This window comes from Piscinibacter sp. PDB5-1 (assembly GCF_056676035.1).
The window spans coordinates 1,002,680-1,027,968 of sequence record NZ_JBWVZL010000001.1; the positions used below are offsets into that span (position 1 = coordinate 1,002,680).

At 67.7% G+C, this 25,289-nt stretch carries 21 protein-coding genes; 7 read left to right on the forward strand and 14 right to left on the reverse strand.

The window, feature by feature from the left end:
• Positions 1-147 precede the first annotated feature (147 nt).
• Entirely contained in the window at positions 148-1,356 is a 1,209-nt protein-coding gene (locus AC1KAT_RS04450; protein ID WP_480323190.1) for a glycosyltransferase, read from the reverse strand.
• Between the two features lie 21 nt (positions 1,357-1,377).
• A complete protein-coding gene (locus AC1KAT_RS04455) occupies positions 1,378-2,283 on the reverse strand; it encodes a glycosyltransferase family 2 protein (protein WP_480323192.1) in 906 nt (301 codons plus the stop codon).
• Between the two features lie 749 nt (positions 2,284-3,032).
• On the opposite strand from AC1KAT_RS04455, the gene AC1KAT_RS04460 reads away from it, so the two are divergent.
• The 3 genes from AC1KAT_RS04460 (at position 3,033) to AC1KAT_RS04470 (ending at position 8,091) form a co-directional block, all read left to right on the forward strand.
• Positions 3,033-5,114: a right-handed parallel beta-helix repeat-containing protein gene (locus AC1KAT_RS04460; protein WP_480323194.1), complete on the forward strand. Its 2,082-nt coding sequence runs from the start codon at positions 3,033-3,035 to the stop codon at positions 5,112-5,114.
• 219 nt (positions 5,115-5,333) lie between these two features.
• A complete protein-coding gene (locus tag AC1KAT_RS04465) occupies positions 5,334-6,938 on the forward strand; it encodes a right-handed parallel beta-helix repeat-containing protein (RefSeq protein WP_480323196.1) in 1,605 nt (534 codons plus the stop codon).
• A 10-nt stretch (positions 6,939-6,948) separates the two neighbouring features.
• Positions 6,949-8,091 carry a hypothetical protein gene (locus AC1KAT_RS04470; protein WP_480323198.1) on the forward strand — a complete coding sequence of 381 codons (1,143 nt, stop codon included), beginning with the start codon at positions 6,949-6,951 and terminating at the stop codon, positions 8,089-8,091.
• Positions 8,092-8,119: 28 nt separating this feature from the next.
• Here the strand turns inward: AC1KAT_RS04470 and AC1KAT_RS04475 are convergent, their stop codons facing one another.
• The gene (locus tag AC1KAT_RS04475; protein WP_480323200.1) at positions 8,120-9,208 is read right to left on the reverse strand and encodes an acyltransferase family protein; all 1,089 of its coding nucleotides are present in this window, start codon (positions 9,206-9,208) and stop codon (positions 8,120-8,122) included.
• Between the two features lie 323 nt (positions 9,209-9,531).
• Here AC1KAT_RS04475 and AC1KAT_RS04480 point away from each other — a divergent pair, with 323 nt between their 5' ends.
• The 4 genes from AC1KAT_RS04480 to AC1KAT_RS04495 are packed head-to-tail and all read left to right on the forward strand — an operon-like array spanning position 9,532 to position 13,381.
• Positions 9,532-9,909 carry a DMT family transporter gene (locus tag AC1KAT_RS04480; protein WP_480323202.1) on the forward strand — a complete coding sequence of 126 codons (378 nt, stop codon included), beginning with the start codon at positions 9,532-9,534 and terminating at the stop codon, positions 9,907-9,909.
• A complete protein-coding gene (locus AC1KAT_RS04485; RefSeq protein WP_480323204.1) occupies positions 9,906-11,348 on the forward strand; it encodes a UbiA family prenyltransferase in 1,443 nt (480 codons plus the stop codon). The genes AC1KAT_RS04480 and AC1KAT_RS04485 overlap by 4 nt, the downstream gene beginning before the upstream one ends.
• Before the next feature lie 10 nt (positions 11,349-11,358).
• Positions 11,359-12,666 (forward strand): ArnT family glycosyltransferase, encoded by a 1,308-nt coding sequence (locus AC1KAT_RS04490; protein ID WP_480323206.1) that lies wholly within the window; start codon positions 11,359-11,361, stop codon positions 12,664-12,666.
• A gap of 25 nt (positions 12,667-12,691) precedes the next feature.
• Positions 12,692-13,381 (forward strand): class I SAM-dependent methyltransferase, encoded by a 690-nt coding sequence (locus tag AC1KAT_RS04495; protein WP_480323208.1) that lies wholly within the window; start codon positions 12,692-12,694, stop codon positions 13,379-13,381.
• 41 nt (positions 13,382-13,422) lie between these two features.
• Here AC1KAT_RS04495 and AC1KAT_RS04500 read toward each other — a convergent pair whose 3' ends face one another.
• The 11 genes from AC1KAT_RS04500 to AC1KAT_RS04550 all read right to left on the reverse strand — a co-directional run bounded on the left by AC1KAT_RS04500 (position 13,423) and on the right by AC1KAT_RS04550 (position 25,283).
• Complete coding sequence (locus AC1KAT_RS04500; protein ID WP_480323210.1) at positions 13,423-14,604, reverse strand: glycosyltransferase family 4 protein; 1,182 nt, start codon at positions 14,602-14,604, stop codon at positions 13,423-13,425.
• Between the two features lie 37 nt (positions 14,605-14,641).
• Complete coding sequence (locus AC1KAT_RS04505; protein WP_480323212.1) at positions 14,642-15,988, reverse strand: oligosaccharide flippase family protein; 1,347 nt, start codon at positions 15,986-15,988, stop codon at positions 14,642-14,644.
• 100 nt (positions 15,989-16,088) lie between these two features.
• Positions 16,089-17,639, reverse strand: coding sequence for an O-antigen ligase family protein (locus AC1KAT_RS04510; protein WP_480323214.1), 1,551 nt, complete (start codon positions 17,637-17,639; stop codon positions 16,089-16,091).
• 42 nt (positions 17,640-17,681) lie between these two features.
• Positions 17,682-18,626, reverse strand: coding sequence for a 2OG-Fe(II) oxygenase (locus tag AC1KAT_RS04515; protein WP_480323216.1), 945 nt, complete (start codon positions 18,624-18,626; stop codon positions 17,682-17,684).
• Positions 18,627-18,632: 6 nt separating this feature from the next.
• A complete protein-coding gene (xrtB, locus tag AC1KAT_RS04520) occupies positions 18,633-19,538 on the reverse strand; it encodes an exosortase B (protein ID WP_480323218.1) in 906 nt (301 codons plus the stop codon).
• The gene (gene epsG, locus AC1KAT_RS04525) at positions 19,535-20,455 is read right to left on the reverse strand and encodes a chain length determinant protein tyrosine kinase EpsG (RefSeq protein WP_480323220.1); all 921 of its coding nucleotides are present in this window, start codon (positions 20,453-20,455) and stop codon (positions 19,535-19,537) included. Before epsG ends, xrtB begins: the two co-directional genes overlap by 4 nt.
• Entirely contained in the window at positions 20,455-21,873 is a 1,419-nt protein-coding gene (gene epsF / locus AC1KAT_RS04530; RefSeq protein ID WP_480323222.1) for a chain length determinant protein EpsF, read from the reverse strand. Before epsF ends, epsG begins: the two co-directional genes overlap by 1 nt.
• A 10-nt stretch (positions 21,874-21,883) precedes the next feature.
• Positions 21,884-22,723: a polysaccharide export protein EpsE gene (gene epsE / locus AC1KAT_RS04535; protein WP_480323224.1), complete on the reverse strand. Its 840-nt coding sequence runs from the start codon at positions 22,721-22,723 to the stop codon at positions 21,884-21,886.
• 124 nt (positions 22,724-22,847) lie between these two features.
• Positions 22,848-23,831 carry an EpsD family peptidyl-prolyl cis-trans isomerase gene (locus AC1KAT_RS04540; protein ID WP_480323226.1) on the reverse strand — a complete coding sequence of 328 codons (984 nt, stop codon included), beginning with the start codon at positions 23,829-23,831 and terminating at the stop codon, positions 22,848-22,850.
• Between the two features lie 262 nt (positions 23,832-24,093).
• On the reverse strand, positions 24,094-24,825 hold the full coding sequence (gene ubiE / locus AC1KAT_RS04545) for a bifunctional demethylmenaquinone methyltransferase/2-methoxy-6-polyprenyl-1,4-benzoquinol methylase UbiE (RefSeq protein ID WP_480323229.1): 732 nt from the start codon (positions 24,823-24,825) through the stop codon (positions 24,094-24,096).
• A gap of 47 nt (positions 24,826-24,872) precedes the next feature.
• On the reverse strand, positions 24,873-25,283 hold the full coding sequence (locus AC1KAT_RS04550; RefSeq protein WP_480323231.1) for a gamma-butyrobetaine hydroxylase family protein: 411 nt from the start codon (positions 25,281-25,283) through the stop codon (positions 24,873-24,875).
• Positions 25,284-25,289: the final 6 nt, after the last annotated feature.

Genomic DNA, 25,289 nt, shown 5'->3' on the forward strand with positions numbered 1-25,289 from the left:
GCGTCCCTTACGCTTTGACACAGCCCACTCCAACCGGGTCAGATTCTCTGCGGCAGGGCGACGGATTGGCTTCCGCGATGTGTTGCAAGCTGTAACCCCAACCCGTCACGGGGCGCCCGGCTCTGTCGCCAGGTATCGGCCCGGGGTTCAGCTGGACGGCAAGCCCCGCATCAGGGAGGCGAGCTTGGTGGCTTCGGCGTCCACGTTGTGCCGCGCCAGCACCCGTTCGCGGGCGGCCGCGCCCATGCGGGCGAGTTGTTCGGTCGGGGCGGCCACGCAGGTTTCGATGGCCTCGGCGATGAGCTCGATGTCACCGGCCGGGAAGAGCCAGCCGCTCTCGCCCGGGCGCACGAGCTCGGGAATACCCGCAACGTAGGTCGTCAGCACCGGTCGGCCCAACGCCATCGCTTCCATGATGACCACGGGCAGGCCCTCGGCGAAGCTCGGCAGCGCCAGCGCGCGGGCGGCGAGCAGTTCGTCGCGCACCTGGGCGCTGCTGATCCAGCCCGTGATGCGCACGTTCGCGGCGATGCCGAGCGACGCGATCAGCGCTTCGAGCTCGCGGCGCAGCGGGCCGTCGCCGGCGATGACGAGTTCGAACGGAATGCCCTTGGCCACCACCCGCGCCGCCGCCTGCACCAGCAGCAGTTGTCCCTTGGCTTCACAGATACGGCCGACGCACACCAGCCGGGGCACCGCCGGGGGCGGCGTCACGGTGACGTCGTAGAAGGCCTGTTCGAGCCCGCAATGCACCACCTGGACCTTGGGCCACTGGGTGTGCGGCAGCCAGCGGTAGAGCTGGCTGCGGCAGTAGCTGCTGATGGCCACGACGAAGGCGGCGCGTTCGGCCTTTTGCGCGAGCTTGTGGTACTCGGGCTGGTCGAATTCGGTCGGGCCGTGCACCGTGAAGCTATAGCTCGGCCCGCCCAGGGCCTGCACCAGCATCGCCAGCTCGGTGGCGTTGGTGCTGAAGTGCGCGTGCACGTGCTGCACGTTCGCTTCGCGCAGCCAGCCCCAGATGCGGCAGGCCTCGGCGAGAAAGACCAGGTGGTACGGCATCGGCCGGAAGGCACGCCGCCCCATGCGCAGCGCCAGCGCCATCGCCTGGAAGAAGCGCCCCGGCGAGCGCAGCAGGGCCGACAACGTCGGCGCGATCAGCGCCTTCACGCCGCCGCGCAGGGCGTAGCGCGTCTTGGCCTGCTCTTCGCGGTCTTGCGGATCGGCCAGCGGTGCGTCCCAGCCGTTGACGGCGATGCGCTCGACGCTGAAGCCCTGGCGCTCGAGCGCGTGGATCTCGCGCCGGATGAAGGTGTGGCTGACCGCGGGGTAGAGATTGACGAAGTAGGCAATGCGCATGGTGGCGTGGGCTCTGGCCCCTCAGGCCTTGCGGTCGATGAGCAGTTCGTCCATCGCGCGACGCTTGCCGACGATCAGCGCGCGGCGATGAAAGCGGCGCAGGAAGCGGCGGAATTCGAGGTCTGCGTAACGCGGCTTGCCCTGCAGGAAGCTGTAGATCCAGCCCCACAGCACGGCCAGTTGGCCCAGCACGTAGGGCTTCTGGTTGAGCTTGAAGATCACGCTGGCCGTGAGGTACGGCAGGCTGGTGCCCATGTAGTACTGGCCGTAGCCCTGGCGGTAGCGGCCGGTGTAGATGCCCTTGTGGCTGGCGCCCATGGTGCGCAGGTGCACGAAGCGCAGGTCGGGCTCGTCCCAGCTCACGGCCATCCAGCCCTTCATGCGGCAGCGGTGGCCGTCGATGCCATCCCAGCCGACTTCGCGCACGAAGCCGCCGATGTCCTTGAAGCAGGTGACACGGTAGAACTTGGTCATGCCCAGCGAGTTTTCGTCGCCATGGCGTTCGAAGACGAGTTCGCCGTTTTCTTCGAGGTAGGACTTGCCGCTGCAGGTGCCGATGCGCGGGTCGGCGTTCATGCGCTGCATCAGGATCTCGAAGTAGCGCGGGGGCAGGCGCAGGTCGAGGTCGAGCTTGCAGACGAAGTCGAAGTCGTCGGGCTGGATGGTCGCGTAGCCGCTGTAGAAGGCGTCGATCACGCCGGGGCCCACGGCCCGGTGGCCCCGGTCGGCCCGGGTCACGATGCGGATCCAGTCGTGCCGGGCGGCGTACTCGGCCAGCACCTGCGGCGTGGCGTCGGTCGAGCCGTCGTCCACGATCACCCACAGCGCCGGCTGCACGGACTGCGCGACCACCGTGTCCAAGGTCTGGCGCATGTAGTCGGCTTCATTGCGGCAGGGCGAAATGAGCGCGTATCGGTTGAGCGTCACGGCGTGTCCGGTGTGAGGGCTGGGGGATGCGGTCCGGGCCCCGGGCGCCCAGAAGGCGGCGGGACCGATGACAGGCCATCGCGGCGGGGGCGATGGCTGGGGAGTGCCACAAAAGCGGCGGAAGTCTAATGCCGCGTGCGCTCGCTTCGGTGGCGGCGCGGGCCTGCGCGCCACGTTGCCGCCCCCCTCATTCAAGGAGAGCCGCGACACACCCGTGCATTGCGTCACACCCGCGGCAGCGACCGACCAGCGGCGCAAGCGCCCCACTGCGGTGCCGTTTCACCGTGTAAGCAATGTGCGCAATCACTGAACCCTGAGACCTCTGTGTCGGTTGTGTGGCGCCTCGTCCAAGTCTTGGGCAAGCCCAGGTTCGGCACAGGCCTAGCCGCGCATCCGCCAGGAAACCCAGGCGGAAGGGCCTCGCGGGTCGATGCCTGCGGCGCACGAGAGGCGCCTCGCCGGGCCACGCGGCCTGCGACGCCAGGACGCTGCGGTTACATCCGCGGCGACCGGTTACCGGCGCTGCGACGCGCGGCCCTAGCCTGCACATCGCATCGACATGCTTCTCGGTTTTCAACGCCCAGATCTCCTCTGGCAAACCGACCCCGCGGCACGACCAGCCGCGCCACACCCGGCGTTTCCCACGCCGCGTGGCCCGTCTGCCTCGCGCTGCCCGATCGCCCGCTTGCCCCTCGCGTCCCGTGGATGCAACGCATCTCGCCCGGACGAGACCTCTGGAGTTCTTCGACATGAAATTCGCACTGTTGGCCGTCGCTCAAGCGACCTGCCTGGTTCTCGCGGCTTGCGGTGGCGGTGAGACCGCCACCGATGCCACCACCTCCGACGCGTCGTCGGATCAACTCGAATCGCTGGCCGGCGTCAGCTCCACGAACCGCAAGAGCCTCACCGGCTCGGCCTGCACCGCGCAAGGCGTGAGCTGGCGCGTCGGCGGCTATGTGTGCTCGGGCAGCACCAGCCCCACTGCCTCGGGCCAATACCTGGTCGTGCGCGACAGCTTCGGCACCACCGCAGGCTCGGCTGGCTACCAGTGCGTGAACGGCAACTGGCGCGCCACGGGCAGCGCCTATTGCGCGCCGGTGACATCGGCTCCTGCTCCTGCTCCTGCTCCTGCTCCTGCTCCTGCTCCTGCTCCTGCTCCTGCTCCTGCTCCTGCTCCGGCACCTGCACCTGCACCTGCACCTGCACCTGCACCTGCACCTGCACCTGCACCTGCACCGGCCCCCGCCCCGGCCCCGGCCCCGGCCCCGGCCCCGGCTCCGGCTCCGGCTCCGGCTCCGGCTCCCGCACCCGCACCCGCACCGGCCCCCGGCGAGTCGCTGACCGGCCCGATCTATTACTTCTCCGACTGCCAGGCGGGCGCCCAGGCAGGCTGTGTGGCGGGCAACAACGCCAACGCCGGCACCAGCGCATCGGCCCCGAAGCAGAACCTCACGGGCTTCAACTACAACGCGCTGCCGGCCGGCAGCCGGCTGCTGTTCGCCCGTGGCGGTTCGTGGACGAACTTCAGCGTCTCGCTGCAGAACAACAACGCCACGCCGTCGAGCCCGCTGGTGTTCGACAGCTACGCGCCCAGCTGGGGCGGCACCGCCCAGCCGTCGCTGCGCCTCGGCTCGGTCTTCTATGCGTTCCAGTTCGGCAACTGGAACGACATGACCGTGGACGGCGGCTACACCATCCGCAACCTCAAGCTCGACGGCGCCGGCGTCGCGGGCGGCTGGGGCTTCTTCCTGCGCAACAACGTGCGCAACGTGACCATCGAGAACAACGAGATCACGGGCTTCGAGCTGGGCATCCACTCGGGCAACACGCCGAGCCCCCAACCGGGCAACACCTACCTGACCGTGCGCAACAACAACGTGCACCACAACTCGGGCATGGGCATGCTGGGCGACGCCCACAACATGGTGGTCGAGGGCAACACCTTCGCCTACAACAACTTCTCGGGCAGCACCTTCAACCACGCCATCTACCTGGGCGGCAAAGGCACCAACGGCCTGGTGCGCAACAACACCTTCACCAACAACTCGGTGGTGAACGGCGTCTGCTACGGCGGCAACTTCACCGTGCACGGCCAGTGGGACGGCCTGGTCTTCGAAGGCAACACCATTTCGCAGGCGGCCTCGAACGGCGGTTGCTACGGGGTCTCGATCAACTCGTCGTACGACTCGGCCGAGTGGTTCCGCAACCTGGTCGTGCGCGGCAACACCATCGTCAACCTGGGCAATTGCTCGATCTGCCTGACCTCGGCGCCCGGCGCCATCGTCGAGAACAACGTGATCGTCAACAACCAGTCGACGTACCACGCGGCCATCCTGATCCCCGACCGCACGCCGGGTGCGGGTGACGATGTGGACACCGACGCGATCATCCGCAACAACACGGTGTACTACCCTCAAGCCGGCGCGCACAGCCTGGGCGTGGACCTGCGGGCCGGCGCAGGCTCGAACCTGCAGGTCGTGTCGAACCTGATCTTCTTCGGCGCCGCGAGCAATGCCACGCACTACTGCTTCAGCCACCAGGCAGCATCGACCTTCCGCGTGTTCAACAACAACCTGTGCCACCACGCCGCCGGCAACGGCCGCTGGAGCCCGACCTACGCGAGCCTGACCGCCGCGCGTGCGGCCGGCCTGGACACCAGCGGCATCAGCGCGGACCCGCTGTTCGTGGCGCAGCCCTCGGCCAGCAACGGCTGGAGCGACCGCCTGCAACTCGGCAGCCCGGCCGTCAACGCCGGCCACGCGACCCTGAGCAGCTCCATCGACCGCCTGCGCGTGACGCGCGTGATCCCGGACATCGGCTCGCGCGAGTGAGCCTGGTCGCATGAGCCGGTGGCGGGCACGCTGAGCCCGCCTGCACACGCACCACCAACGCCATCGGGGCGGTCATCTGGCCGCCCCGATGCTTTTGGGATGTCGCCGAGCGAGGTCGGGCTCCCGATGTAGGCGGCCACCATCCAGTAGCATCGCCCGGCTCTGTTGCGCGCGCCGCCCTGGGCGCGGCCGACCTGAACCCGCCGCCGGAGGCCGTTGATGTTTCCCCTCGTACCCGTCCGCCGCCCTGCCTTGCTGTTGCGCGCTGGCTTCATCGCTCTCGGCCTCACGCTCGGCGCGGCCTACGCCAGCGATGCCGATGGCCGCAATGGCAAAAGCAACGGCAAAGACGCCGGCCCCACCTTCTATTTCTCAGACTGCCAGGACGGCGCCGCCCCCACCTGCGTGGCTGGCGACAACGCCAACAGCGGCAAGAGCGCGACCTCGCCCAAGCGCGACCTGACCGGCTTCGACCCCAACAAGCTGCCAGCCGGCAGCCGCGTGCTCTTCGCGCGCGGCGGCGCGTGGACCGGCTTCAACCTGCGGCTGCAGAACGACAAGGCCACGCCCGCCCAGCCGCTGACCTTCGACAGCTACGAAACGCCCTGGGGCGGCAACGCCAAGCCGTGGATCCGCGCAGGCGGCGCGTTCTACGCGTTCCAGTTCGGCAACTACAACGACATGGCCGTCGATGGCGGCTACACCATCCGCAACCTCAAGCTCGACGGCGTGGGCGCCAAAGGCTCGTGGGGCTTTCACCTGCGCAACCAGACGCGCAACGTCGTCATCGAAAACAACGAGATCACCAACTTCGAGCTGGGCATCCACTCCGGCAACAACGGCGAGGTCGGCCACGTGCAGCTCGTGGTGCGCGGCAACCACATCCACCGCAACGCGCACATGGGCATGCTGGGCGATGCCCACGAGCTGCTGATGGAAGACAACCTCTTCGCCAACAACAACTTCTCGGGCAGCAACTTCAACCACGCGGTGTACTTCGGCGGCAAGGGCCGCAACGGCGTGGTGCGCAACAACCGATTCATCAACAACTCGGTGGTCGATGGCGCCTGCACCGGCGGCAACTTCACCGTGCACGGCCAATGGGACGGCCTGCTGATCGAGGGCAACCTGATCCAGCAAGACGCGTCGAAGGGCAGTTGCTACGGCTTCTCGATCAACTCGTCATACACCACGCCCGAGTGGTTTCGCCGGCTCGTCATTCGCCGCAACACCATCGTCAACCTCGGCCTGTGCTCGATCTGCCTGACTTCGGCGCCCGGGGCCGTGGTCGAAGGCAACCTGATCGTCAACACGCAGCCGACGCAGCACATCGGCATCGTCATTCCCGACCGGCGCGGCGGTGAGGGCGACGACCCCGACGGCGACGCCACCGTGCGCCACAACACCATCTACTACACGCAGGCCGCGGCCGACAGCACCGGCATCGCTGTGCGCCTGGGCAAGAACAACCGCGTCGCCGGCAACGTCATCTACTTCGGCCCCGCGTCGAACGCCAAGCACAGCTGCTTCATCCACGCCGAGCCTTCGGCCTATGCCGAGTTCGCGGCCAACCTGTGCCACCACGCCAACGGCAAGGGCGACTGGAGCGCCCAACACCGCTCGCTCGCGCAAGCCAGCGCGGCCGGGCTCGACGTGGGCGGCCGCAGCGACGACCCGCTGTTCACCCTGGCCCCCAGCGCCGCGAACCAGTGGCGCTGCCGCCTGGGCGTGAAGAGCCCGGCGGTCGGCCTGGGCCCGGCACCCGCGTGGGCCAAGGCCGCGACCGAGCGCCTGGCCGGGGCCTGCGCCATCGACACCCCATGACCGACACCCCATGAGACGTGTGCTCGCCCCGCTGGCCCTGGCGCTGCTGACGGCCTGCAGCGAGGCGCCCGCCCCTTCACCCGCCCCCGCCGCGATGACATCCACGACTCCGCGCAACTCGGCCCGCGTCTTCTTCTCGGGCCACAGCCTGATGGACCTGCCCATGCCCAGCGACACGGCCCAAATCGCCGCCAGCCTGGGCACGCCGATGAACTGGGAGCGGCAGTACGTCGTCGGCTCGTCGATCCGCATGCGCTCGCGCGGCTTCGTGCCCGACGCGCCGGGCTGGTCGGGCTACAGCGAGGGCGACAACCGCCAGGGCCGTGGCCTCAACGTGCTCGAAGAGTTGCGCAACCCGAAGACGCTGGCGCCCGGCGAGCGCTACGACACGCTCGTCATCGCCGAGGGCAGCGGCGTGCTGGGCTCGCTGCTGCACACCGACACGGTGCGCTACCTGCGCCACTACCACGAGCGCTTCATCGAGGCCAACCCGCAGGGCGTGACCTACCTGTACCAACCGTGGTCGAGCCTGGGTGCGAAGAACGACATCCCGGCCTGGGTGGCCTTCGAGCGCGACACCTCGCGCGCCTGGCAGTGCGCCGTCGCGCGGGTCAACGTGTCGCTCGCCGCCGAAGGCCGGCCCGACCGCATCACCCCGCTGCCGGCGAACGCCGCGCTGGCCGAGTTGATTGCACAGGCCACCAGCGCCGAGGGCCTGCCGGGCATCAGCGCCGGCACACCGCGCGAGACGGTGGACCGGCTGATCCACGACGACATCCACTCGACGCGCTTGACGGCGTATTACATGGCGCTGGTGACCTATGCGTCGGTCTTTCACCGCTCGCCCGAAGGCGCGTGGGTGCCCGAGGGCGTGACGGCCGAGCAGGCGCGCGTGCTGCAGGCGCAGGCCTGGAAGCACGTGTCGCACTTCTACGCGCAGCCTGCCGAGACCGACCTGCAGCGCTGCCGAGAGTTCGTCACCGGCCCGTTCTGCAAGACCTACTGGGCCAAGGAAGGCAGCCGCGCCTGGGGCGGGCTGCGGCGCCACAAGCAGTTCGCCGAATGCCGCTACCGTTTCTGGCGCGACAACGCCGACAACCCGCTGCACTACGACCCGGCGACCGACGCCAGCTACTGGCTGCCGCCGCCCTGAGCGGCGCGTGCGGTGACGGCTGCGCCGCTCAGCGCAGCAGCATCGCGAAGCCGAACACGAGCCCCGCCCCCACCAGGCCGTAGCCCAGCGCCATGGCCCAGCGGCCCCGGGTGGGCGTGTACCAGGCCTGGCGGTGCGCCAGCAGGCGGCGGTCGAACCACCAGTACAAGGCCGTGGCCAGCGCCAGCGCCAGCACCGTGGCCAGGGCCTGGCGGGCCGGGGAGTCGCGCAGGCCGAAGCGCCCCATCACGGCGTTGGCCGCGAACACGCCGATCCAGTGGTTCAGGTACAGCGGGTACGACATGCCACCCACCAGCGCCCCGAAGCCGCTGCGCCGCCCCGGAAAGGCCAGCAGCAGCACGATGGCGATCGAACACACCGGCGCCGCCCATTCGTAGCGCACCGTGTCGAAGACGAGCGCGAGGCCGCTGGCCACCAGGGCCGCCAGCAGCGCGAGGCGCCCGCCGAGGCTCAGGTGCCAGGCCCCGACCCGGTGCGCCAGTACCGCCGCCAGCACCCCAAAAACGATGGCCGCGTAGTAGTGCCCCACCCAGGCCAGCGCCGCCAGCGCGATCCATGTGACAACGTGGCGGCCGAAGCTTGCCGCCGCCAAGACCAGCAGCAAGGGCGCGAGCAGGTAGAACTGCTCTTCGGCGTTGACGCTCCAGAAGTGGTTGCCGGTGCCGTCGAGCGGCATCTCGGTGGCGAAGGTGGCCAGCTGCGGCGGGCCGAACAGGTTGTAGACGAAGCTGGCCTTGTAGGCCACGAATTCGAGCCACTTCGGCGTGATCGGGTCTTTCAGCACGCTGGCCGCCAGCAGCAGGCCCAGCGCCAAAAAGTACGGCGCCCAGATGCGGATGGCGCGGTTGAAGAAGAAGCGCGGCAGGTCGGCACGGCTGTGGTGCAGCAAGATGCCACCGATCAACCAGCCGCTCAGCGCAAAGAACACATCGACCGCGAAGGTCGCGGCATGGCTCCAGGGAATGATGCGGTCGTGGTACAGCATGACCATCGCCGCGAGCACACCGCGCAGCCAATCGAAGGCGGGAAAGTAGTCCGCCCCGCCGGCCGTGTGGGGCACCGAGGGGTCGTGGGAAGGCGCTCGGCGCTCAGACATGGCAGGGTTCCTTGGGGCGACGGGCCCGTTCGAAGGCGGCGGAAGTTTAGCGGCGCGTCGTGCGTGTGCCGGGCGTTGCCTGAGGCCCCGGGGCCGCGCGCCAGGCCGCACTGTGACAGCTGTGGCGGGCGGGCTTCACCCCCTGTTCGAAGCCTCGTGGCGTCACATCGCACTTCTATAATCCGGCCCGTCTTTGCGACTGCGCGACCGTGGCCCGCGGCCACATTCCGCGCCACACATCGCGCCACGATCCGCAGCTCTTGCGGCCTGTCTCGCTCCACCACGCGACCGCCTGAACGTCGAGTGCCTCACCCCAGGTTTCCATGCGCATCGGCACCCTCCTCCTCATCCTCGGCAGCGTCTTGATGGCGACGACCGCCCAGCTCTTTCTCAAGATGGGCATGAGCCAGCCGGCCATCCGCACGGCCGTCGAAGAACACCGCTGGGGCGCGCTCGCCGGGCTGCTGGCGACCAACCCAGCGGTCGTCACCGGGCTGTCGCTGTACGTCGGCGGCGCGGTGGTGTGGCTGCTGGTGCTGGCCAAGGTCGAACTGAGCTTCGCCTACCCGTTCGTCGGCCTGGGCTTCATCGTCACGATGCTCGTGGGCTGGTGGTTCCTGGGCGACTCGCTCAACGCGCAACGTGTCGTCGGCACGCTCTTGATCACCTCCGGCATCGTGCTGGTGGCACGCGGCGGATGAGCGCCGTGCCGAGCCCCCAACTGCCGCTTTGCATCGACTGCGACGGCACGCTGATCCGCACCGACCTGCTGCACGAGTCGGTGCTGCTGCTGCTGAAGACCTCGTGGCTGTCGGTCTTGCTGCTGCCGTTCTGGCTGCTGCGGGGCAAGGCCCACATGAAGCAGCAGATCGCACGCCGCGTGTGGCTCGACGCGAGCCGCCTGCCCTACAACGACGAGGTGCTGGGGCTGATCCGCGAGGCGCGCGAACAAGGGCGCACCACCGTGCTAGCCACGGCCTCGACGGCCAGCCAGGCGCAGAAGGTGGCCGACCACCTGGGCTTGTTCGACCAGATCGTCGCCACCGACGACGAAGCGCAGAACGTCGCGGGCAGCCACAAGGCCGAGCGCTTGTCGAAGCTCTTCGGTGACAAGGGCTTCGCCTACGCCGGCAACAGCAGCACCGACCTGCCGGTGTGGGCCGCCAGCGGCGGCGCCATCGTCGTGGGCCCGAGCGACGCGCTCGCGCGTGCCGCCGAGAAAGTGGCCCCGGTGTCGCACCGCATCCAGACGCCGCGTGCCTCGCTCAAGACCTACCTGAAGGCGATCCGCGTGCACCAGTGGTTGAAGAACCTGCTGGTGTTCATTCCGCTGCTGGCGGCGCACCACCTGTCGAACCCCGACGAGGCGATCGCCGCGGTGCTGGCCTTCTTCGCGTTCGGCTTCTGCGCGTCGGCGGTGTACGTCATCAACGACCTGCTCGACCTGAACTCCGACCGTGCGCACATTCGCAAGCGCAACCGGCCGTTCGCCTCGGGGGCCATCCCCATCGCGCACGGCGTGATGATCGTGCCGGTGCTGCTGGCCGCGGCCGCGCTGCTGTGCACGCAGTTGCCGGTGCAGTTCGTGCTGACGCTGGGCGGCTACTTCGTGCTGACCTGCCTGTACTCGTTCTGGCTGAAGAACCAGGTCATCGTGGACGTGATGCTGCTGACCACGCTGTACACCACGCGCATCGTCGCGGGCGCGGCGGCCACGCAGATCGTGCCCTCGTTCTGGCTGCTGGCGTTCTCGATGTTCATCTTCCTGAGCCTGGCCATCGTGAAGCGCTACTCCGAGATGCAGGCGGTGCTGCAGCAGAACCAGACCAAGGCGGCCGGCCGCGGCTACCTGGTGAGCGACCTGCCGGTGCTCATGGGCCTGGGCACGGCCTCGGGCTACATCGCGATCATGATCCTCGCGCTGTACGTCAACAGCCCCGAGACCGGCATGCTCTACGGCAAGCCCTGGGCGCTGTGGATGGTGCTGCCGCCGCTGCTCTACTGGATCAGCCGCGTGTGGATGAAGACCCACCGCGGCGAGATGCACGACGACCCGGTGGTGTTTGCCGTGACCGACCGGCAGAGCTGGTTCCTCGCGGTGATCGTCGGGGCCGCGCTGGTGCTGGCCAAGGTCTTGTGAGGACGCAGCCATGACTTCGACCGCGACGACCGCACGCCCCACCGCCGCCTACCCGCGCTTCATGCGCCGCCTGTGGCTCGTCATCGCCGCCGGCCTCGCGCTGCGGGTGCTGTGGGCGCTGCTGATCCCGGTCATTCCTGAAAGCGACGTGAAGGCCTACGACACCTTCGCGCGCAACCTGGTGATGCACGGCGTGTTCGGCTGGACGAAGGACGAGCCCTTCGCCTTCTGGGCGCCTGGCGCGGCCATGCTGTACGCGGGCGGCTATTGGGCGGCAGGCTTCAGCTACCTGAGCGTGGTCGCGATCAACCTGCTGCTGTCGGTCGGGCTGATCTACTTTTCGGCGCGCGTCGCGGCGCGCCTGCTCGGTGAGCGGGTGGCGCTGTGGACGGCGGTGATCCTCGCCGCGTGGCCCACGCTCGTGATGTTCACGACGCTGCTGACGAGCGAGCTGCCCTACCTCACGCTCACGATGCTGGCACTCGACCTGTGGCTGCGCGACGGGCCACGGCCCTGGCTCAACGCCGTCCTCGCCGGGCTGGTGCTGGGCGCGGCCACGCTGGTGCGGCCGCTGGCGCTGCTGCTGCCGGCGATCTTCGCGGCCACGCTGGTGCTGCAGGCCGGCTGGCGCGGCGAGGTGCTGCGGCGACAACTGGGCATGGCGGTGATCGCCACCGTGTCGCTGCTGCTCGTGGTGTCGCCGTGGACCTGGCGCAACCACCAGCTCTATGGTGAGCCCATCCTCGTCTCGACCAACGGCGGGCTCACGCTGTGGATGGGCAACGTGCCCGGCACCGATGGGGCCTTCGTCGATCCGCCGCGCGAGATGGAGCACCTCAACGACCACCAGCGCAACCAAGCGCTCGGTGCGCTGGCCAAGCAGTACATCGTCGCCGACCCGGTGGGCTTCGTGCTGCGTTCGGCACGCAAGGCGGTCATGCTGTTCAGCAACGAGTCGATCGGCGCGCTGTGGAACTCACAAGGCATTCGCGCGACTTTCGGCGAGCGGGCGGTGATGGTCTTCAAGCGCCTCACGCAACTGAGCTGGGCCGCGATCATGCTGCTGGCGCTGGCCGGCGCGGTGGTGGGCGTGCGGCGCTTCGGGTTCTGGCGCTTCGTCACCTCGCTCACCGTCGTGCCCGTGCTGTACTACACCACGGTGCATGCCGTCGTTATCATCGGCGACCGCTATCACCTCGTGATGGCCCCGCAACTCGCGGCCCTCGGCGGGCTGGCCATCGCGGCCGGGTTGCAGTGGCGCGCCGCGCGGCGCAGCCGGGTTGAAGCCGATCCCCACGTTGCAGCCCGCCAGGGCTGACGAGCCCCCACCACCAGGCGCCGAGATGACCGACACCACGCTCAACGACCCCGGCTTGAAGACGCCGTCCCGCCTGGCCGAACTGGCCAAGAAGCTCTACGCCGGCCAGCACTGGCGCTGGAGCTTCGTGCAGGGCCTGCGCCCCTACATCTGCCCCTTCGGCGAGGTGATCGACCTCGTGCCCCCGCGCTCGCGCGTGCTCGATGTGGGCTGCGGCTCGGGCCTCTTCCTGCTGTACCTCTCGACGCTGGGCCGGCTCGAAAAGGGCGTCGGCTTCGACATGTCCACCGACGCCATCGCCGCGGCCCAGCAGGCCGCCGCCAAGCTCGACCACCCCGAGAACGTGCAGTTCTCGGTGCGCACCGTGCAAGAGGGCATGCCGGCGGGCGATTGGACGGTGGTGTCGGTGGTCGATGTCATCCACCACATCCCGCGTAAATACCAGGCGGGCTTCATTCAGCAGCTGTGCGCGGCCACGCCGCCCGGCGCCCTGCTGATCGTCAAAGACATGGTCACGCGGCCCTGGTGGCGCGCGCTCGCCAACCGCATGCACGACCTGCTGATGGCGCGCCAGTGGGTGCAACACACCGGGCCCGAGACCGTCGAAGCCTGGGTCACCGACCCCGCCTTCGAGTGCGTGCACCGCAGCCGCACCAACGTGCTGTGGTACGGGCACTGGACGCTGGTGTTCCGGCGTCGCGCCACCGCTGCCTGAGCTGGCGGGCTTGACCTGAACTGAGCGGGTCGCTCAGCGCCTCAGCCGATCACCTCGCGGTACACCGCCATCGTCGCCTCGGCCACCGCTGCCGGTGAGTGCACCGTCTGCGCGTACTGCTTGCCACGCTGGCCCATGGCCGCGGCCGCCGCCGGGTCGTCGAGCATGCGCGCGATCTGCGCGGCGAGGTCGTCCACGTCTTCGGCGCGCGACAAGAGGCCGCTGACACCGTGCTCGATCAGCTCGGCCTGGCCGCCCACGTCGGTGGACACCACCGGGCAGCCCTGCAGCATGGCTTCGAGCGCGGTGTAGCTCTGGTTTTCGAACCGTGACGACACCACCGTCAGCGCCGCCTGCGTGCGCAGCTGCACGATCTCGCGCGGCTCGCGCTGGCCCAGGTACTGCACCCGTTCGCGCTGCGCCGGCGTGAAGTACTCGGCCAGAAACTCGTCGAAACCGAGCACTTTTTGCTCGGACATGCGCAGGCCGCGGTCAGGGCCGACGAAGACGAGCTTGAGCCCCGGCTTGCGTTCGAGCAGGCGCCGAAAGGCCAGCAGCATCAGGTCGGCCCCCTTGAGTCGCTCGAAGCGGCCCACCCACAGCACGGCCTGCGCATCGCACCCGTCGGGTCGCCAGGCCGGCACCTGGTCGCTCATCCACAGGGGGTTGACGAGGTGGCGGCCGATGCGCGGCTTGAGTGCGTATTTCGCCAGCGTGTGTTCGAGCACATGGCGCGAGGGCGAGGTGATGTGCTGCGCCAGCGCGAGCGCTTCGCCTTCGAACTTGATCTTCTGCTGCACCAGCGGCGTGTGCAGCTCTTCTTTGGGTGTGGTGAGGAAGGTCGGGCCGTGCAGCTTCACGACCACCGGCATCGACACCTCGCGGATCACGTCGCCCATCCAGCCGAACGACTCTTCGACTTCGAGCACGTCGATCGGGTCGCGGCGGTGCAGCGTGCGCACCGCGTCGGCAATCATGCCGCCCCAGCGGAACTGCTCGGTCTTCTCGGGGCGCAGGCGTTCGCCGATGCGCATCTTCACGCGGCGCCAGCGCGTGAGCGACACCGGGTAGATGCGCTCTTCGCTGCTTTCGACCACGGGGGCCAGCACCGACACGCGGTGGCCCTGGCGATGAAACTCTTCGCGCAGGTAGCGCACGTAGGTGGCGATGCCGTTCGGGTACCGCTCAGGGGGCCAGGCCGGGGCGAGGAGCGCGATGTGCATGGTCGGTGGGGTGTGGATGCGCGGCGACGGGCCGCCGTCAGGACAGCAGCAGGTGCTTGATCTGCGCCCGAAGCGCGGCGCCCTGGCCTTGGAGGGCCCAGGCGAAGAGGTAGGCGCCGCCGAAGACGACGGCCACGAAGGCCACCTTCAGTGCTTCGTACTTGAGGATGAGCTTGTCGGTCTTGAACTGCACATACAAGAAGTACAGCCAGGCCGGCAGCTGGTCGAGCATCACGCCGATCAGGAAGCCGTAGAAGCCACCGAGCTGGTAGCCGATGAAGGCGAAGGCCACCAGCCAGCCCGCACGCCAGAACTGGCTCACGAGCAGCACGCGTGTGTGGCCGGCGGCCATCAGCATGTTTTCGGGCGGCCCGGCCAGTGCGCTCAAGATGTAGCGCATCGAGCACACCATCAGGATGGGCCCGGCCACCAGGTAGCGCGGGTCGAACAGGATCTCGACGATCAGCGACGCGGCCCCGCCCGCGACCGCCGGCAGAAAGAGCATGAACGCGAACACCTTGACGTTGTCGCGGTAGTAGCGGTCGCGCAGCGTCTCGGGCGCGTTGCGGTGCACCTCGGCACAGCGCGGCAGCAAGATCGACCGGCTCACCTTCTGCGTGGCCGCCTCGACCGGCGCGAGCAGGTTGTTGGCAATGCCGTAGTGGCCCAGCAGTTCGAGGTTGAACAGGCGCAGGAAGACGATGCGGTCGAACTGGCTGATGCACAGCGTGATCGCGCTCGACGGCAGCACGATCTTGGTGAAGGCGAGGATCTCTTTCAGCGCCGCGCGATCGATCATGAAGCGCGGCTTGAGGTCGCGGTACCAGCCATAGCTCATCACGAGGATGAACACGCGGTTGAGCACCATGCCGTAGATCATGCCCATGTGGTCGCGGTTGAAGTACGAGAACGCGATCACGAAGATGGTCGAGCCGAACAGCGCGACCAGCTCGACCACGTTGACCACGCTCACGCGCCGGTCGCGCAAGGCCATCACCAGCGACATCGATTCGAGCCCGTTGATCACGAAGGCGATGGCGTAGACGCGCATCGCGGTGGTGATCTCGGGCGTGCCGTACAGGTCGGCGATCAGGGGCGCGCCGAAGAACAGCACCGCAAAGCCGAACAGGCCGCGCAGAAAGCGCAGCGTCCACATGGTCTGCACGATCTCGGGCGCGTCGCCGCGCTCGTGGCGGATCATGAAACCCACCACCCCCAGCTCGGACAGCATGCCGATCACGAAGGCCACCGACAGCACGGCGGTGACCAGGCCGTAGGCCTCGGGGTACAGCAGGCTCGTCAGCACGATGCTGCTGACGAGCTTGATCACGGTGGTGCCGGCCAGACACAGCACGGTGCTGACCATCTCTCCCTTCAGGTTCATGCGCGACAGAGATTCTTGTGTTCGTTGTGGGTCGGGTGGGTGCTCATGGGCTGCGGGCCTCGCCCTGCAGGGCAGGCCTCCCCGTGAAAGTCCTGGCGTGTCAGCCGCTGTAGCGCGACCTCAAGGGCGGGCGTTGCGGTCTCGCGTGGGCGCGGGGCTGCACCAGCACCACGGGGGCCTGCGCTTCGACCGGCATTCTCGAATACGCGGCCATCATGGCCACCAGCATCCAGGTGATGATGGCCAGGCTGGTGCCGAAGCTGCCGGTGGCCATCATCAGCAGCGTGCCCAGCGTGCAGGCCAGCAGCACCGCGCCGAGCGACGCGGCTTCGTCGCCGAGCCCGGGGCGGCGCATGGCGCCGAAGGTGCGCTTCAGGCCGATGGCGATCGGTCCCAGAAAGAGAAACAGTCCGACCACGCCGTTGAAGAGCGCGACCGCGGCAAAGGTGTTGACGAGATCGACGATGCCCTCGCCCTGGATGGCGCGGATGTCTTCCATGTCCTGCAGCACCAGCGGGTTGCCGAACACCGGGTTGAGCTGGATGAGCCGCCACGAGGCCTCGGCGAGCTGCTTGCGGTAGTCCACCGTGTCTTCGTCCACCGAGCCGACGAAGGGCAGCGCCGCGACGATCTTGTCGCCCCAGGGCGTGAGCATCACCAGCCCGGCGACCACGACCGACACCGCCAGCGCACCCATCGCCCGCGAGACGCCGTTCTTGCCCAGCAGCAGGTACGCGAAGAAGGCCAGCACCGCGACCAACCAAGGCGAGCGCGAGTAGGCGGCGATCAGGCCGAACCACATCCACACCGCGCCCAAGCGCCAGGCGGGCGATGGCGGGATGCGCGTGCGCACATGCAGCCAGAACGCGAAGCCCATGGCCATCAGGAAACCGAAGCCCAGCGGGTGGCCAACCGACGACTGGGCGCGCAGCGCGTCGCCCCGGAAGATGTACGACATCTGGGCCGCGCCCCAGATGCTGCCGATGCCGGCGTAGAGGATCCAGTGCCGCAGCGCCTCGAACACCGAGATCGGCACGTGGATCGCGCAGGCCAGGCAGAACATCGCCATCGCCTCGGTCATCTGCCGGGGCTCACGCAGGAAGCGGCTGATCACGTAGTAGGGCAACCAGACGTCCAGGGTGAACATCAGCACGCGGCGCAGGCTGGCCGTGAACGACTCGTAGGGCACGAGCTGCGCAATCTGCAAGGCGCCGTACGACAGCAAGAAAGCGTCGATCAGGCGCAGGCTGCTGGGCGTGTTGGCATCGGCGCTGCGGTACAGACGAATCGCCACCGGCAGCAGCAGCATCGCCGACAGCAGCCGGTAGTGCGTCATCACGATCAGCTTGTCCAGGCCCAGCGAAGCCAGGCTGATCGCATAGGGCGGCACCACGTGCAGCAGCAGCACGAACAGCGCCACCGGGTTCGGCTCTCGGCGGCTCGCCCAGATCAGTGCCCCGCTCGTGAGCACCAGGTGCACCAGCAGGTTGGGGCTGAGAAAGCCCACGACCGTCAACCCCAGCCACAGGTTGCGCCGGAAGACGAACAGCTCCAGCGTCATGAACCGCAGGCACAGCGGTTTGGCGAGGGCAAAAACGAAAAGCGCCAGCGTCAGGACGACGATGAGCGCTTTGAGGTTGACGACGAACATGGGCGGGTGCGTGCCGCGGCCTGACCCCGCCGCGGCTGGGGGTCAGCCGTTTTTCTTTTCCAGCCGGCGGCGCACCGAATGCATGAAGCGCACCATCACCGGCGGCAACCACTGGTGCAGCACCTCGTCACGCTTCAGGTCGCGGGCTTCGCGCTTGGTGGCCGCGTCGTCGGTGGGCCTCGCCTGGTAGACGGTGCCGTTGTTGGGCACCTCTTTGTAGATCTCACGCGAGGCGGTGTAGTAGTACAGCGCGATCGAGCGGCGCGCCACGCCGTCGGGCGTGGTCAGCGGATCGGGGTGGCCGTGGTACGAGTCGGCATCCGTGTTGAAGACCACGCAGCGGTTGAAGATGGGCGAGACCGAGTCCATCTTCTTCGTCATCTTGCGGTCCCACAGTTCGAGGTGGCCGCCGTACTCTTCTTTCCAGTTTTCGTTGAGGTAGATGATGACGTTCATCCGCCGGTGCAGGTGCAGCTTCTCGTTGATGCGGAAGTCGGCGTGGATGCCCAGCTTGCCGCCCCGCGTGGTCTCGTGATAGCCGCCACCGGTGAAGTACGGGTCGGGAATCAGGCCCTGGATGGACGACAGCCCTTCCAGGAATTCGATCATCGGCTGCGAGTTGAAGAAGTGGAACAGGCTCTTGGCCGCTTCGTCGCAATCCTCGGGAAGGATCTGCCGCTTGTGCAGACCGGCGTAGCCCATCTCGAACACGGTGTCCGACTTCAGTTGCTCTTTCGGGAAGTGATCGAGCGCTAGGCGGATGACTGGCTCGGGCAGAAAGTTGTCGAGCACGATGTGCGGAAAGGGCTCGGCGAAGCAGTACGTCGGCGCGAGTTGCTCACCGATCTCGCGCGCCTTCTTGTAGTCGAGGCTGATGCCGTTTTTTAGCTCGACGGGCAGCACCGCCGCCGGGGCGCCGGCTTGGGCGCCGGAGGCCGCCTTGTTGTCGATCAGGCCGCTGGGAGAGGAGACTGCTGCATAGCTCATGGTGTTTCAGCCGGTTGTACCGGTCCTCGAAATGGATGCGTCTTGATTCGAGCCCGAGGGGAGGATGCGCTTGAGCGTCGCGTCGAGTGCAAAGAATGCAACGAGCGAAGCGAGCATCAGCACCATCCCCGCGGCCCCGTGAAGAAAACCCTGCCCTGCTTCGTCACCCAGGTGGTACGTCACCAGGACCAGCACGACCACCCGGACGATGTTCGCGCAGAAGGCGATGGGCAAGATCGCCAGAAGCATGACGGCGTTGTGCCAGCGGTTTTTGCGCGCCATCAAGTACATGAACAATGTGCCCAGGGCCGTGAGGCTGAACATCGAATTCAGGCCCGAGCAGGCATCGGCCACGAGCAGTTGGTACTGGCCGATGGTCATCATCACGCCTTCTCGCGCGATGGGGTATCCCGCACGAAAGAGCAGCTGCTCGACGATGACCGACACCGCATGCTTGAGCGGGCCGGTGGCCGCGTCCATGAAGGCTTGCGGCAAGGGGATCGAAAACAGCAGGTACAGCAGCGGAAACCACGCCACGCGGACGGCCGCGCGCCCCTTCAGCAACAGCAGCACCGCCGCGGCCACCAGGGGCTGCGAAAGAAACTTGAAGACGCCAATGCCGAACACCTGGCCCGGCAGGTAGAGCAGCACGCCCAGCACGAACAGCGCACCACCCCAGACCGGCGCCGGCGCGTTCGGCAGAGCATCGATGCGCGGTGCCAGACGAACAAACAAGTACGCGGCCACCGCGAGCACCAGGGGGCCGTGCGCGTGGTCGTCGGTCTGCCAGATTTCGTTCCACGCGTTCCAGTAGACCGGCAGGTACAGCGCCGCCAGTCCACCCAGGACCAGCAGCCACGCGACCGGCAGGGAGGCCGAAGACGGCGGCGCGGGCAGAACTGCGCGGTTCACTTCGCCTCGCTCCTGCCGCTCTTGCGCGACGGCTGCTTGGGCAGGTCGTTGAGCACCGAGCCCACGACTTCGACGCCGGCGTTCAGCAGGCCTTGCACCATGTCAGAGAACGCGGCCACGCGCGTCTGCGCCGAGCGGGCCACGGCCAGCGCGGCGCCGGTGCGCACCGAGATCATCGCCGCATCTTCGGCCACCGACAGCGCCGAGGTGTCGATGATGACCACGTCGAACGAAGCCCGCACCTGCACCAGGAACTCGTCGAAGTTCATCCGGTTGATGAGCTCGAGCGGGTTAGGCGGCACCGGACCGGCCGGCAGCACATAGAGCCCGGCCAGGTCGGTGATGCGGATGATCGCGTCGTCACGCGAACGACCCGCCAGCACGGTGGACAGGCCGGTCTTGTTTTCGAGCATGAACAACTCATGCTGGCGCGGGTTGCGCAGGTCAGCATCGACCAGCAAGGTGCGCTCGCCCAATTGCGAAAACACCACCGCGAGGTTGGCCGCGAGGTAGCTGCGGCCTTCGGACCTCTCGGTACCGACCACAGTGAGCACCTGGCGCTGCTCGGCCTTGTCGAACCAGCGCAGCATCAACTGACTGCGGATGGCGCGCAATTGCTCGACCCGTGGGCTGAACGGCTGGTAAGCCGCCACCAGTTCTTCGCTGATCGTCTTGCGGTCGGTGTTGCTGCGCAGGTAGGCGTAAGAGAACTGCCGCGACAGCGCGTACTGGATGTCGGCCTCGGTCACCAAGCCCATCTTGATGGCCGCTTCGCCGAAGCGCAGCTTGTGCTCGCGCTGCATCACCAGCACACGTTCGGCGTCCTCGATGGACAGCAGGCCGCTGTCGATCAGGATGGCACCGATGGATCGACTCGCCCGCGGTGCGCTGGGCGGGACCGATACCGTCATCTTCATCAATTGGCTCCAGGTGCCGACAGCAAGGGCTTGTTGCTGCGCGGGCGGTCGAGCAGCAGGCGGCGGAACACGGGCTGCTTCGAATCCGCCGGCCGCAACACGCCGATGACGGGAACGCCATCGGCCACGACCATGTCTTCGAGCCCACGCACGCGTCGGTCGAGCAGTTCGAGGCCGATGGCCAGGGCCGCACCCAGCAGCAGGCCACCCAGCAGGGCACCGACCACCGCAATGCGCTTCTTCGACGGCGAGGGGTACAGCGGGGCCGTCGCCGCGCTCAGGATGCGCACGTTCGCCTGGCTGTTCTGGCCTTCGAGGTTGAGCTGGTTGACGCGCTGGCTGACGCCTTCGTAGGCGCGCTGCGCGGTTTCGACGTCGCGCAGCAGCACCGAGACCTGGTCGCGTTCTGAGCGCATCGCCAGCACCTGGCGCTTCTGCGCATCGACCAGGGCGCGCAGCTCAGCCACCTTTTGCGAGCTGGCGTTGGACATCACCGAGCTGCCGCCCGACACGCGGCGCATTTCGGCGGCGAGCTGCTGCTTGATGCTGGCGACCTGCACTTCGAGCTGCTGGCGCTGCGGGTGGTTGGGGCCGAGCGTGCTGCTGGCTTCGAGCAGGCGGGTTTCGGCCTGCGCGAGCTGCGCCTTCAGTGCCTGCACGCTGCTGCTTTGCTGCACGTCGGGCGACAGCTCGCCACCGGTGTTGCGGCGCCGCGCGCTGGCATCGACCAGGTCGGCCTGCGCCTGGGCCAACTGGCTGGTCAGCGTGTTCAGGCGGGTCATTTCCTGGTCGTAGCGCTCATCGGAAATGACGATGCCCTTGTCCTGCTGGAACTTCGACAGCTTGGCCTGCGCCTGTTCAAGGTTGGCACGCAGCAGCTTCGACTGCTCTTCGAGGAAGTCGGCCGACTGGCGGGCCGGCGCCACGCGCAGATCGACCGAGACGTCCATGTAAGCCTGCGCGAAGGCGTTGGCCGCGGCCGCCGCGAAGTTGGGGTCTTCGGCGGCGTAGTTGATATAGATGAGGTTGCTGCCCCGCCCGGCCTCGACCTGCACGCCCCGCGCGACCGACTCGGCGAAGAACTGCTCCATCGGGATCTTCGCCTGCGTGGCCTCGCGCCAGTTGGCAACCGCCTCGGGCGAACGCTCGATGCCGAGCACACGCACCACCCGCTGGGCGACGCGGTCGCTGCTGATGATCTCGACCTGCGTGGCCAGGTAGGCTGGCGAAGTCATGCCGGGGGCCAAGGCGCCCAGCACCGGGTCAGCGCGCACCTCGACCACCAGCGAGGTCTGCGCCTTGTAGTGCTTGGGCATGCGCAAGGCGACCCCCACGCCGATGGCCGTGCTCAGCACGGCAAGCGCCAGCACCAGCCACTTGCGTGACCAGACAATGCGCAGGTACTGGATGGGGGTCATGGGACGATCCTCAGAAAACCGACTCTTTGACGTAGATGACGTCGTCGCGCTGCACCGGGTCGTTCATCTTCAGCTGGAGAATCTGGACGTTGCCGGCCGCGTCACGCCGGTGGATGCGCATGCCGCGCTCGGTGCCGCGCTGCGTGAGGCCGCCGCTCAGTGCCAGGGCCTGCATCACGGTCATGCCAGGCTCCAGGCGCTGCGCGCCGGGGCGCTGCACTTCGCCATAGATGTAAAACGTCGGCGCGCGGTCCACATAGATGATGTCGCCGTTGGCGACCGGGATGTCGAGGTCCGAACGACCGGCCTGCAGGATGGACGGCAGGTTGATGTCGAGCTTGACCGGCTTGCCGTCACGCGTGCCCGACAGCGAGATGATGTCGGCGCCCGCCGGCAGCACGCCACCGGCCACCGCGATGATTTCCGACACCTTGGTGTTCACCGCCTCGATCGGGTAGCGGCCGGGCCGGGCGACCTGCCCCAGCACCGACACTTGGCTGCTGCGCACCTGCACCAGCGCGATGTTGACCTGCGGGTTGAGCACGAACTTGCCGGTCTGCAGCTGCTTGGCGATCTTTTCTTGAGCGCCAGTGACCGACAGGCCGGCGAGCTTGACCGTGCCGATCAGCGGAAAGCTGATGTCGCCGAGCTCGGTGATGCGGGTTTCGAGCGTGAGGTCGGCGTTCTGGAACACCGTGATGCGGACCACGTCGCCGGCACCCAGGATGTGCTCGGCGTTGCGTGCCGGGCCACCCGAAGCCGCGGGGGCCGACTGTGCGAACGCCGGCACCAGCCCGGCGACGCCGAGCAACAAAGACAACAGCCAGGAGCGAACAAGGGAGAAAGTCATCGGCATGGTCAAAGGTCCTTCGGTGAGAGATCGAGGTCGGCGGTCGCCATGACAGCGACCACCCCGTGCGGGCGGACCGGCATCCGCTCGCAGCGACATCCCGACCGCTGCCTGCGAACCCGCATCACTTGGAGCCCTTCCCACCTGGATCGACGTTCGTTCCAACCGGTTCCGTGACCAGTCCCCCCGAAGCCGGCATCGTCGCACTGGGCGCCGAGGCTGCGGCAGCCGGCCCGCCTGCATAGTCGCCCAGGTACTTCACCTCGGCGGCCTTGCGCAGGGCCTGGATGTCTTCTTCAACCATGCGGCGCTTGCGCTCGTTCATCAGGATCTGTTCGATCGTCTGGCGCGCGCGGGTCTCATCGACCGGTTGTTCACGTGCATCGCCGATCACGACGATGCGAGCACCGTTCGGAATGGCGGTGAACACCGACTCGCCCTTCTTCATGCCGGCCAGCTTGTTGACCACGTCTTCGGGCAACTGCTCGGGCGTGCGCACGGCCTGGTTGCCGCCGTGGCGGAAGTTGTTGGCCTTCAGGTACTCGACGAACTCGGCGATGTCTTTCGCGGCTTCGAGCTTGCTGCGCAACTCGGGCAGTTGCTCGGGCTTGGCTTCGACCATCAGCTCTTGCAGGCTGTAGACGCGGCGCTCTTTAAAGAGCGCCGGCTTGTCGTCGTAGTACTTGCGGATCTCGTCTTCCGAGGGCTTCGGCGCGCCGTTGGCGATCTTCTCGGCATAGTTGCGGGCAATGATCGAGCGGCGTGCCGCCTCGATCTGCTGCACGACGCGCGGGTCGCGGTCGATCTTGAGTTCCTGGGCCTTCTGGATCGCCAATTCCTCTTCGATCAGGCGTTCGAGCGCCAACTTGCCGGCGGCGGCGGCCTGCTCCGGCGGCAACCCACGCTGCTGTTGCAGCAGGAAGTTGATCTGATGGACGGTGATCTCTTCCTTGTTCACGCGGGCGGCCGTCTGCGTGGCCGGCTTGTCTTTCTTGTCGCCGCAAGCCGCCAGCGCCACCACGGCGACGCCCGCCACGGCCCAGCACAGCGCACGTTGCGTCATGCCGCGGGCCCGGTCAACAGCTTGTCCATCGCGCATCAAATTCATTCGGAGATTCCCAGAGCAGTCGGTGAGGAGGCCGGGTCGGCCGCCCGTCGCACGGCGGGCGTGCGCGGATTCGAGCGTCGCGGAGGTAGCCACGCCAAGCGGCCGGGATACCGCCATTCGAGCCCGGGAAAGTGTAGCGGTGATGAAGAAAACGCGGGAAACCCCTGAACAGGGGTCGGACCGCCACCCGTCAAAGAGAAGCGTGAACAAGTCACGCCATCTCAAACGGCCCCGGCGCGTGGCGCGAATCAGGTGGTGCGCCTCAGCACTTGATGCCCACGTGCAGGGCGACCACGCCGCCTGAGAGGTTGTGCACGTCCACGTGGCCGAAGCCGGCGGTCTTCATCATGGCCTTCAGTTCGGCCTGGCCCGGGTGCATGCGGATGGATTCGGCCAGGTAGCGGTAGCTGTCGGCGTCGCCGGCGGCCAGGCGACCGAGCACCGGCAGCACCTTGAACGAGTACCAGTCGTAGGCCTTCTCCAGCGGAGCGGCGACCTTCGAGAATTCGAGCACCAGCAGGCGGCCACCGGGGCGCAGCACGCGGCACATCTCGGCCAGCGCCACGTCCTTGTGGGTCATGTTGCGCAGGCCGAAGGCCACGCTCACCAAGTCGAAGTGGCCCGACGGGAAGGGCAGCGACTCGGCATCGCACAGCACGGTGGGCAGCAGCACGCCTTCGTCTTCGAGGCGGCTGCGCCCTTGCTGCAGCATGGCTTCGTTGATGTCGGTGTGCACCACGGTGCCCCGCGCGCCGACCTTGCGGGCGAAGGCGCGCGTGAGGTCGCCGGTGCCGGCGGCGATGTCGAGCACCTTGTCGCCTTCGCGCAGGTTGGCCACGGCCACCGTGTAGGCCTTCCAGGCCCGGTGCATGCCGAGTGACATCAGGTCGTTCATCAGGTCGTACTTGCGCGCGACCGAATCGAACACGCCCTTCACGCGGGTCGCCTTCTGCTTTTCGTCAACGGTCTCGAAACCGAAGTGGGTCTGGCTCATGGGTCAGTCTCCGCTGAATGTCGGGGTCGTCGTGCGCGTGGCGGCCGTCAGTGCGACCCGCAGCCCTTGGCCGGGGCGGCCATCGGGGCGTCCCGCTGCACGCCGGCTTTGCGCAGTTTTTCGGCGTAGTCGCTCCACAGGCGGTCTTGCTCGGCGCCCAGCTTGTAGAGCAGGTCCCACGAGAAGATGCCCGTGGCGTGGCCGTCCGAGAAGGTCGGTTGCACGGCGTAGTTGCCGACCGGCTCCAGCGCGTCGATGTTGACGAAGCGCTTGCCGGTCTGCAGCACGTGCTGGCTCGGGCTGTGGCCCTGCACCTCGGCCGAAGGCGAGTACACGCGCATCAGCTCGAACGGAATGTGAAAGTTCGCGCCATCGTCGAAGCTGACTTCGAGCGTGCGCGATTGCGCGTGCACGGTGATGGCGGTCGGTTGCGGGGTGTTGCGGGTCAGGCCGGCCATGGTGTC

Excerpts from the sequence above, each read along its gene's own strand:
- AC1KAT_RS04505 (WP_480323212.1), bottom strand. The coding sequence starts at position 15,988 with ATGAACCTGAAGGGAGAGATGGTCAGCACCGTGCTGTGTCTGGCCGGC.
- AC1KAT_RS04540 (WP_480323226.1), bottom strand. The coding sequence starts at position 23,831 with ATGAATTTGATGCGCGATGGACAAGCTGTTGACCGGGCCCGCGGCATG.
- epsF (WP_480323222.1), bottom strand. The coding sequence starts at position 21,873 with ATGACCCCCATCCAGTACCTGCGCATTGTCTGGTCACGCAAGTGGCTG.
- AC1KAT_RS04475 (WP_480323200.1), bottom strand. The coding sequence starts at position 9,208 with ATGTCTGAGCGCCGAGCGCCTTCCCACGACCCCTCGGTGCCCCACACG.
- AC1KAT_RS04550 (WP_480323231.1), bottom strand. The coding sequence starts at position 25,283 with ATGGCCGGCCTGACCCGCAACACCCCGCAACCGACCGCCATCACCGTG.
- AC1KAT_RS04480 (WP_480323202.1), top strand. The coding sequence starts at position 9,532 with ATGCGCATCGGCACCCTCCTCCTCATCCTCGGCAGCGTCTTGATGGCG.
- AC1KAT_RS04490 (WP_480323206.1), top strand. The coding sequence starts at position 11,359 with ATGACTTCGACCGCGACGACCGCACGCCCCACCGCCGCCTACCCGCGC.
- AC1KAT_RS04465 (WP_480323196.1), top strand. The coding sequence starts at position 5,334 with ATGTTTCCCCTCGTACCCGTCCGCCGCCCTGCCTTGCTGTTGCGCGCT.
- AC1KAT_RS04515 (WP_480323216.1), bottom strand. The coding sequence starts at position 18,626 with ATGAGCTATGCAGCAGTCTCCTCTCCCAGCGGCCTGATCGACAACAAG.
- epsG (WP_480323220.1), bottom strand. The coding sequence starts at position 20,455 with ATGAAGATGACGGTATCGGTCCCGCCCAGCGCACCGCGGGCGAGTCGA.
- ubiE (WP_480323229.1), bottom strand. The coding sequence starts at position 24,825 with ATGAGCCAGACCCACTTCGGTTTCGAGACCGTTGACGAAAAGCAGAAG.
- AC1KAT_RS04495 (WP_480323208.1), top strand. The coding sequence starts at position 12,692 with ATGACCGACACCACGCTCAACGACCCCGGCTTGAAGACGCCGTCCCGC.
- AC1KAT_RS04470 (WP_480323198.1), top strand. The coding sequence starts at position 6,949 with ATGAGACGTGTGCTCGCCCCGCTGGCCCTGGCGCTGCTGACGGCCTGC.
- epsE (WP_480323224.1), bottom strand. The coding sequence starts at position 22,723 with ATGACTTTCTCCCTTGTTCGCTCCTGGCTGTTGTCTTTGTTGCTCGGC.
- AC1KAT_RS04485 (WP_480323204.1), top strand. The coding sequence starts at position 9,906 with ATGAGCGCCGTGCCGAGCCCCCAACTGCCGCTTTGCATCGACTGCGAC.
- AC1KAT_RS04460 (WP_480323194.1), top strand. The coding sequence starts at position 3,033 with ATGAAATTCGCACTGTTGGCCGTCGCTCAAGCGACCTGCCTGGTTCTC.
- AC1KAT_RS04450 (WP_480323190.1), bottom strand. The coding sequence starts at position 1,356 with ATGCGCATTGCCTACTTCGTCAATCTCTACCCCGCGGTCAGCCACACC.
- AC1KAT_RS04510 (WP_480323214.1), bottom strand. The coding sequence starts at position 17,639 with ATGTTCGTCGTCAACCTCAAAGCGCTCATCGTCGTCCTGACGCTGGCG.
- AC1KAT_RS04500 (WP_480323210.1), bottom strand. The coding sequence starts at position 14,604 with ATGCACATCGCGCTCCTCGCCCCGGCCTGGCCCCCTGAGCGGTACCCG.